The following is a 7,655-nucleotide window of genomic DNA, read 5'->3' on the forward strand; positions in this document are numbered from 1 at the left end:
CCGAGTTGCTGGAGGAATCGGTTGTCTATAAGCCGTTCTCGGACGTTTAGCGGCACCCGGTCAGAGCTGCTGCACCACGTTGATCCACTGTCCCGACGGGTCCTTGACGCTTAACCTCCGCTGTGGCCGGGATTGGCAGCGGCTGTCAGGGTTTCCCGCCATCAGCAATCATTTGAGTTTTCCCCGGGGCTGTGGGAAACGGCTTGGCGTTGGCGGGCGTGATGGAATGGTAGACATACGGGACTTAAAATCCCGAGGCTGTATAGCCGTGTGGGTTCGAGTCCCACCGCCCGCACCATGATTTCGAGGAGCGCCGAGTGCTGCTGAAGCTGGAGGTTCTGGAGGCCATCAAGCGCGGCGAGATCACGCTGCAGTTCCGGCGCTGGACGCGGCCGACGGTGAAGCCGGGCGGGACGCTGAAGACCAAGGTGGGGCTGCTGAAGATCGGGCGGATCGACGACATGTCGCCCGATGACGTGACCGACGTGGACGCCAGGAAGGCCGGGTTCAGGGACGTCACGGAGTTCAGGAAATGGCTCGGCACGATGAAAGAGGGGCCGCTGTTCCAGCGAATCGAGGTCGGCTATCTCGGGGACGGGCAGTGATGCGCCGGGCAGCGCCGGCGATGCTGCTTCCGCTGCTGCTAGGGGCCGCGCCAATGAATACGCCGGTTGCAGCCGCCGAGGCCTGCAACACGTGGACGGTGGAGATGCAGGAGGATGAGGGCGGTCCGGTGCTGACTGCCTCTGCCTGTGCGACCGACCGTCCGGACGCATATCTGGCGCTCACCTGCTCGCGGGGGCGGGTGTATCTCCGCTACGATCTTGCCGCCGGTGCGGAGCGTTCGCCCGACCTGGAGGAGGTCGCCGATGTGGATTTCACGGTCGGCGTTTCCACCCAGAGGCTGTCGATGCGCTACGAGGAGATGGACGCGCGGCATGCGGCGGACGTGCCGGCCAGTGGGCCGCTGGTGTCGTTGCTGAAGACAGGCGAGAGCGTCGGCATCAGCGATGCGGCCGGGCGGTATCCGCAGCACGCGTTCTCGCTGGTAGGCTCATCGAGCGCCATCGCCAACCTGATCGCGCAGTGCCGCTAGGCGCGGAGGCGCTCGCGCAGCCAGGGCTGCTCGTCGAGACAGGGGCCGGTGACGTGGAAACGCGAAAGCGTGCCCTCGAGGGTGCGCTGCAGCACCACAAGTGCGCGGACCCACTCGGTGTAGAGCCGGCGCAAACGCCGCACGCCCTCCAGCGATACCGTGGGCGTATCGGCGGCGTGCCAATCGGGCCGGCGGGCCTCGCGGGCGTAGCGGCGGATCAACGTGGCATGCGGAACGGGGAGGGCGAGTACCGCCCAGTACACCGTCATCGCATCGGGATCGGCCGAGGCGGCGGTCTCCACTTTCTGGACGCGAAAGGCCCAGACCAGCACTTGCTGAATGTCGATGCGTTGGGACATGTCACCTCGCCGGCCACCATTGCTGCGAGATGAATGGCCGGCGAAACATCGGGTTTCCGCGTTGGCGGGCGATAGCCCGAGGGCTGGTTTATGGGGGGTAAAGCCGGCACCGGCAGCTTCTGCGCAAATCGATATTGACGCTCACGCAACGTGAGGGACTATCCACCGTCCTCGCGGAGGCGCGTGCGATGAAGGCATTGACGGTCAAGCAGGTGGCGAAGGTATCCGGCGTATCGATCCGGACGCTGCACCACTATGACGAGATCGGTCTTTTGAAGCCTGCCTATACCGGACGGAACCGCTATCGCTACTACGGACGGGACGAACTGCTGCGCCTGCAGCAGATCCTGCTCCATCGCGAACTCGGCATCCCGCTGGGGGAGATCGGCGCCATCCTCGATGCGCCCGGTTTCGACCGGCTGGAGGCGCTGCGTGGGCAGCGTCAGCGGCTGAGCGAGGAGGCGAGGCGCTACGCCCGGCTTGTCAGGACGATCGACCGCACGATCGCCAGTCTTGAAGGAGAGCGCGCGATGAAGAACGCAGATTTGTACAAGGGCATCTCGCCCGAGAAGCAGGCCGAGTACGAGGCATGGTTGGTGGAGAAATATGGCGGCGACATGCCGGACCGGATTGCGCTAGGCAAGGAGAAAATCGGGTCTTTGACCGAGGCCGAACAACAGAAGCGCATGGAGGACCTGCACGACATCGAGCAGGGCCTCGCCGAGGGCCTGCGTCGCGGCGTGCCCATGGGCTCTCCCAGTCTCGACCCGCAACTGGCACGGCATCGCAAATGGATCGAGTTCATGTGGGACCGGCCATGCCCGCCCGAGGCCTATGCGAGCCTGGCGGACCTCTATACGTCACATCCGGATTTCGTCGCCCGCTACGAGGCGATCGAGCCGGGTCTAGCGGAATACCTCGCGGGTTCGATGATGGTCTACGCCCGTCGCATCTCCACCTGAGTGTTTGGACGCGTGGTTAATTTGCGTTGTGGCAGGTACGTTGTCTCAGACGCTGCATTGTTCGGCCCGACTGCCAACCCCACGGAGACTAAGATGCACAAGGACGAGATCAAGGGCACTGCCAAGCAGGCCCGCGGCAACGTGAAGGACGCCATCGGCAAGGCGACTGGCGACCGGAAGCTGCAGGCCGACGGTGCCGCCGACAAGGTCGAAGGCACGGTCCAGAAGGCTGCCGGCAAGGTCAAGGAAGCGGCGCGCGACGCGCTCAAGCGCTGACACCCGACGGGCGTAACACCGCGATTGCGGAGACACTTTCTCTCCGGCAAATCGCGGACAGCGCCGTAACATTCCTTACAGGCCGTCCCAGGGGCGGCCTTTTGCTTTACGTTCCCGAACGCAGCAGGGAGTCGCAGGCATGATCGGCAGCATCCTCACGGGCATCGTCGCCCTCATCCATATCTACATCGTCGTGCTGGAGATGTTCCTGTGGGACAAGCCGCAGGGAATGAAGGCGTTCGGCACGACACCGGCCTTTGCCGCCAAGTCGAAAACGCTGGCGGCCAACCAGGGACTCTACAACGGTTTCCTCGCCGCCGGATTGATCTGGGGCATCTGGCTGGGCGAGGCAGGCGATCCGATCAAGGTCTTTTTCCTCCTTTGCGTCGCCGTCGCAGGTGTGTTCGGGGCGGTGACCGCAGCGCGCAAGATTTTGTTTGTGCAGACATTTCCCGCTGTGGTCGCGCTCATTGGAGTGTGGCTCGCCTGAGCTTATGCACAGGCGGGGAAATACTTACACGCGGAAATTGCCCACCTTCCGCAAACTGGCTAACGTCACACGGCGGCGTGACTTGGGGTGAACCTCCGATGTGGGATTTCTCCATCGGGCAGGCATTTGGGCATATGGGCAGGACACTGCCCTTCATCGTTTTCCGCATAGTGGTCTATGCCGGGACGGCGGTGGCCTACGTGCTTATGACCGGAATTGGGGCAGGGGTGGGCTGGGGGGTCGGCGCCTTCGGCGACGGCGAGTTCCAGGCCAGTACAACGCTCTGGGGCGCCCTGATCGGCTTCGGGCTGACGGCAGGCGTCCTGTATATTCTCCGCGAATACATCCTCTACATCGTCAAGCCCGGCCATATCGCGGTGCTGGTGAAACTGCTCGACGGCGAGGACGTGCCGGACGGGCAAAACCAGATCGGCCGTGCCGCCCAGGTGCTGAAGAACGCCGCCTGGCTGACCGTTGTCACCTACGGGCCGGCCTTCCTGGTCTTCCTCGTCATGCTGGCACCCGCCGCGACCGTTGCCTGGGTGATTCCCGGCGGCTGGTCGGCGGCTGGCCTTGTCTTCGCGCTGATCTTCGCCTGGGCCGTCAAGGCGGCGCTGATCGAGCCATTTGCCATCGCCTGCATGATGCAGGTGTTCTTCCGGACGACCGCAGGCCAGGCACCCGATCCGGAATGGGACAGCCGTATTTCTGGCGTATCGCGTAGGTTCAATGAACTCAAGGAAAGAGCTGTCCATTGGGTGGGCGGACGAGCCACCCCAGGGGACGTGGGCACCTCGGCAAACTGAGGCTTGGTCCGCAGTGAAACAGGTCGTGTTCCTTGTCGATTTCGGCATGGTCAGCCATGGGCTGGCGCCGCTGTTCGTCGACGGGCACCCTACTGAAATCGGGTTCTGGGGGTTCTCCAGCGACATCATCCGCCGAATGACCCGGTTGAACGAGCTCTACGACCGGCAAGTCAACTGGGATCACCCGAACGATCCGACGTGGCGCATGTCGGAGCGCGATCGCCACGAGTTCAACGCGCTGCTGCCGTTCCTGGTGTCGGAGATCCAGATCGCGCTGGGGGATCGCTGGGAGGTCGTGGTGCAGAGCGACCCGATCTAGGGCGTGCTATCCTCCAAGCGACCCCGAGATGTCACCCACCACCGGCTGTCATCCCCGCGAAGGCGGGGATTCACCATCGGCCGGCGCAAGCGGTGAAATGGGTCCCAGCTTTCGCTGGGATGACAGCTGGTGTGTGGGGCGACAGCGCAACTCACTCAAAGCTGTAATGCAGCCTCACTGCGCCGGTGCCCAGGCTGTTCGCCGCGAGCAGCCGCAGGCCTTTCTCGAACCCCGTCGCGGGGAACAGCGGGAAGCCGCCGCCGAGCAGTTGCGAGATCACGTAGATCTCGATCTCGTCGAGGGCGCCGCGTTCGATGAAGGCCATCTGCAGCTTGCCGCCCCCCAGCATCCAGACATCGCCGTCGTCGAGGGCGCGGAGTTCGGCGACCAGCGCGTCGATGTCGGTGCGGATTTCGAGCGGGCCGAGGGGGTCCGGGATGGGGCGGGAGGTGACGACGATGGTCCGCTGCTCGGCATAGGGCCAGGGGACGTTCTCCTTGACCAGCCAGTCGTAGGTAGCGCGACCCATCACAACGGTGCGGATGCGGTTGATGAACAGGTTGTAGTGGAACTCGCCCAGTTCCATGTCCTGACGCTGGGTGAGCCAGGTGAGCGATTCCTCGGGATCGGCGATGAAGCCGTCGAGGCTGGTGGCGATGTAGCCGACGATGCGGGCCATTTTTCCGATTCTCCCTGTTCGCGAGCGCCATAGCAGTTTATAAACGAACATTCGTTTATATTGGATGCGATGTCCAGACCCAGAAGAATTTCGGACGAGGATGTGATCGAGGCTGTGGCCGCGTTGCTGTCGAAGGAGGGTCCGAACGGCCTCACCTTCGCATCGGCCTCCGCTGTCTCAGGGTTGTCGCCCGCAACCCTGGTGCAGCGCTATGGCAATCGCGAGGCACTGCTGCGGGCGGCGCTGTTGTGGATGTGGGATCAGCTCGATCTTGCCACCGCGGGCGCCGATGCGGCCCATCCGGTGGACGCCGAAGGCGCCATCGCGCTGTTGGTGCGGCTGTCGGCCGGCTACGGCGCCGGCGATGAGGCGGCGCAGGGGCTGTTGCTGCTGCGCGAGGATTTTCGCGATCCGGTGCTGCGGGCCCGGGGTGTCGCCTGGAACAAGGCGCTGACCGCCGCGCTCGGGCGGCGCCTCAGCGCCGATGCGGCGCAACAGGCTGTGCTGGGGCGGCTGATGGCCAGCCAGTGGCAGGGCGCGGTGCTCTGGTGGGGATACTCGCGCGAGGGAACCCTGCGCGGGTATTTGCGCCGCGAGTTGCGGGAGTGGCTGACGGCGGTGGTGGGCTGAGATCGCATCGGTGGCTGAATCCGGGTTCTTTCCCCCGCCACGGAGCGCTACTCTCCTGGCATGCGCTGCCGCCTGCTCGATACGGCTCTCGGACCCATGGCGATCGGCTGGACCGATGCGGGGATTTCGCGCGTGCTGCTGCCGGGCGACACGCCGCAGGCGATGCGTGCGCGGCTGGAGCGCGCGGGCGGGGTGGACGACCCGGAAGGGCAACCCGAAGTTGCTGCGCGCATCCTCGCCTACGCCCAAGGGGCGCAGGACAATTTCGCCGATCTGATGCTCGACCTGAGCGGTGTCCCCGAGGTCAACCGCCGCGTCTACGGACACATCCGCGAACTCGCCTGGGGCGAGACCACGACCTACGGCGCCATCGCGCGCTGGCTGGGCGACGTGGTGCTCTCACGCGCCGTGGGTGCCGCCATGGGCGCCAACCCCATCCCGCTGATCGTTCCCTGTCACCGCGTCCTCGCCGCCGACGGCCGCACCGGCGGCTTCTCCTCCCCCGGCGGCGTCAGGGCGAAGATGGAGATGCTGGCGCTGGAGAGGGCAGCCTCGCCGACGGGACAGTTCTCATTCGGGTTCTGAGTCCGGCGGCTAGGCGCACAGCTGGCGCTCGGCGGACACGCCATTGAAGATATCGGCGATCGCCGTCGGCACGCCCATTCCCATGAAGCTCGCGAAATCGGATGGCGCGACGATGCCTTCTCGTGCCAGCGCCCTGAGGCCGGCGGCCACCTTCTCATGATAGACCTTCATGAAGGCGAAGGTCGCGTCCTTCTGCATGTTGTAGACTTCGGAGCCGGCCGAGATCTCGCCTCCAAAAACCTCGCCGAGCACAGCCATCGGGGCGCCCTGCACGCCGAGCCCGAGGTCGATGAGGTCGATGCGCCCCAGGTAGTCGCCAATCATCGCCACCAGGGCGGCCTTCTCCTCAGGATCGCAGAAGCGAGCGACCTTGGTGGTGATGCGACACTCCAGCAGCGTCGCCATTCCGGCAAAGCCTTCGGTGACGGACCGGTTGGCCAGCATCGCTTCGTCGGGCATGGGGTCATCCACGGCGGCCCGGGCGACTGCCTTGCAGCGCGAGGAGTCCTCGGCTGTCCAGACCATGTCACGGTCCGCCGCGGCCGCCGTTTGCGTGGGCGGCGCTGCCTGGGGTTGAGGAGAGCGCGGGGCGAACCATGTCGCATAACCGAAATAGGCGAGGCTGCCGACCGCGATCATGGCAAAGGCGGTGATCAGCAGGTCGACACCATTGCTGCGTTGCGCCTTCGTCGGTGCCGTTGCTGCCTCGCTCCGCAACCCGCGCACCAGATCACGCCCCGACATTGCCGCCCCACCAGTATTGCCTCTCCGCACAAATCTAGGCGAAAGCGGTGAAGGGACAGTTGCCGCATCGGAGAGGATTGCGAGCAGTACGACAGAAGATCAGCGTCGCTACTGGCCCCGCTTGAACACCTTTAAGTGCCCCAGTTCCTTCACCACCCTGCTGGCAATCGTCTCCACCGGGTCCGTGACATCGACCGCCAGCACGTTTTCGTCCGGCCCCGGCCGTTCCAGCGTCGCGAACTGGCTGTCGAGGAGCTTTGGGTTCATGAACTCGTGCGCCCGCGCCTCGATGCGCTGCCGGATCACCTCGATGTCGCCGTCGAGGAAGACGAACAGGATCGGCTCGCCGGCCTTCTCGGTGAGATAATCGCGATAGGCGCGTTTCAGGGCCGAGCAGGCACCCACCGCGACGCCCTTCTGCTCTGCCGCCTCGCCAAGCGCCTTGGCGAGGGTTTCGAGCCAGGGCCAGCGGTCCTCGTCGGTGAGGGGGATGCCGGCGCGCATCTTTTCCTTGTTCGCCGGCGGGTGGTAGCCGTCACCGTCGAGGAAGGGGGCGTGCAGCCGCCGCGCGATGGCCGCGCCGACCGCGGATTTGCCCGACGAGGAGACGCCCATTACGACGATGATGCGGGCCGGCTCAAACCGTGGCTGTGAAGGCGCCGTCGACATAGAGGATGTGTCCGTTGACGAAGGAAGAGGCTTCGGAAGC

13 protein-coding genes and 1 tRNA gene are annotated in these 7,655 nt (G+C 65.0%); 10 read left to right on the forward strand and 4 right to left on the reverse strand.

What is annotated here, in order from left to right:
- Positions 1-212: 212 nt before the first annotated feature.
- The 3 genes from JWQ89_RS19310 to JWQ89_RS19320 all read left to right on the forward strand — a co-directional run bounded on the left by JWQ89_RS19310 (position 213) and on the right by JWQ89_RS19320 (position 1,096).
- A tRNA-Leu gene (locus JWQ89_RS19310) sits at positions 213-298 on the forward strand.
- Between the two features lie 19 nt (positions 299-317).
- Positions 318-605, forward strand: coding sequence for a hypothetical protein (locus JWQ89_RS19315; protein ID WP_299643705.1), 288 nt, complete (start codon positions 318-320; stop codon positions 603-605).
- 53 nt (positions 606-658) lie between these two features.
- Positions 659-1,096 (forward strand): hypothetical protein, encoded by a 438-nt coding sequence (locus JWQ89_RS19320; protein ID WP_299643707.1) that lies wholly within the window; start codon positions 659-661, stop codon positions 1,094-1,096.
- Here JWQ89_RS19320 and JWQ89_RS19325 read toward each other — a convergent pair.
- On the reverse strand, positions 1,093-1,455 hold the full coding sequence (locus JWQ89_RS19325) for a hypothetical protein (protein WP_299643709.1): 363 nt from the start codon (positions 1,453-1,455) through the stop codon (positions 1,093-1,095). The two genes, JWQ89_RS19320 and JWQ89_RS19325, sit on opposite strands and share 4 nt — an antisense overlap.
- 188 nt (positions 1,456-1,643) lie before the next feature.
- Between JWQ89_RS19325 and JWQ89_RS19330 the strand changes: the two genes are divergently transcribed.
- The 5 genes from JWQ89_RS19330 to JWQ89_RS19350 all read left to right on the forward strand — a co-directional run bounded on the left by JWQ89_RS19330 (position 1,644) and on the right by JWQ89_RS19350 (position 4,308).
- Positions 1,644-2,417 (forward strand): MerR family transcriptional regulator, encoded by a 774-nt coding sequence (locus JWQ89_RS19330; RefSeq protein ID WP_299643712.1) that lies wholly within the window; start codon positions 1,644-1,646, stop codon positions 2,415-2,417.
- 93 nt (positions 2,418-2,510) lie between these two features.
- On the forward strand, positions 2,511-2,693 hold the full coding sequence (locus tag JWQ89_RS19335; protein WP_299643714.1) for a CsbD family protein: 183 nt from the start codon (positions 2,511-2,513) through the stop codon (positions 2,691-2,693).
- Positions 2,694-2,832: 139 nt separating this feature from the next.
- On the forward strand, positions 2,833-3,183 hold the full coding sequence (locus JWQ89_RS19340; RefSeq protein WP_299643715.1) for a DUF1304 domain-containing protein: 351 nt from the start codon (positions 2,833-2,835) through the stop codon (positions 3,181-3,183).
- A 98-nt stretch (positions 3,184-3,281) separates the two neighbouring features.
- Entirely contained in the window at positions 3,282-3,989 is a 708-nt protein-coding gene (locus JWQ89_RS19345; protein ID WP_299643717.1) for a hypothetical protein, read from the forward strand.
- Positions 3,990-4,002: 13 nt separating this feature from the next.
- Positions 4,003-4,308: a hypothetical protein gene (locus JWQ89_RS19350; RefSeq protein WP_299643718.1), complete on the forward strand. Its 306-nt coding sequence runs from the start codon at positions 4,003-4,005 to the stop codon at positions 4,306-4,308.
- A gap of 151 nt (positions 4,309-4,459) precedes the next feature.
- Here JWQ89_RS19350 and JWQ89_RS19355 read toward each other — a convergent pair whose 3' ends face one another.
- On the reverse strand, positions 4,460-4,987 hold the full coding sequence (locus JWQ89_RS19355) for a dihydrofolate reductase family protein (RefSeq protein WP_299643720.1): 528 nt from the start codon (positions 4,985-4,987) through the stop codon (positions 4,460-4,462).
- 69 nt (positions 4,988-5,056) lie between these two features.
- On the opposite strand from JWQ89_RS19355, the gene JWQ89_RS19360 reads away from it, so the two are divergent.
- Positions 5,057-5,617 carry a TetR/AcrR family transcriptional regulator gene (locus JWQ89_RS19360; RefSeq protein WP_299643723.1) on the forward strand — a complete coding sequence of 187 codons (561 nt, stop codon included), beginning with the start codon at positions 5,057-5,059 and terminating at the stop codon, positions 5,615-5,617.
- A 60-nt stretch (positions 5,618-5,677) separates the two neighbouring features.
- Positions 5,678-6,202, forward strand: coding sequence for a methylated-DNA--[protein]-cysteine S-methyltransferase (locus JWQ89_RS19365; RefSeq protein WP_299643725.1), 525 nt, complete (start codon positions 5,678-5,680; stop codon positions 6,200-6,202).
- 9 nt (positions 6,203-6,211) lie between these two features.
- On the opposite strand, the gene JWQ89_RS19370 is transcribed toward JWQ89_RS19365, so the two are convergent.
- The gene (locus tag JWQ89_RS19370; protein ID WP_299643727.1) at positions 6,212-6,946 is read right to left on the reverse strand and encodes a hypothetical protein; all 735 of its coding nucleotides are present in this window, start codon (positions 6,944-6,946) and stop codon (positions 6,212-6,214) included.
- Between the two features lie 108 nt (positions 6,947-7,054).
- Entirely contained in the window at positions 7,055-7,615 is a 561-nt protein-coding gene (locus JWQ89_RS19375; RefSeq protein ID WP_299643730.1) for a gluconokinase, read from the reverse strand.
- Between the last annotated feature and the right edge of the window lie 40 nt (positions 7,616-7,655).

This window comes from Devosia sp. (assembly GCF_028290645.1).
Classification (GTDB): Bacteria; Pseudomonadota; Alphaproteobacteria; order Rhizobiales; family Devosiaceae; genus Devosia_A.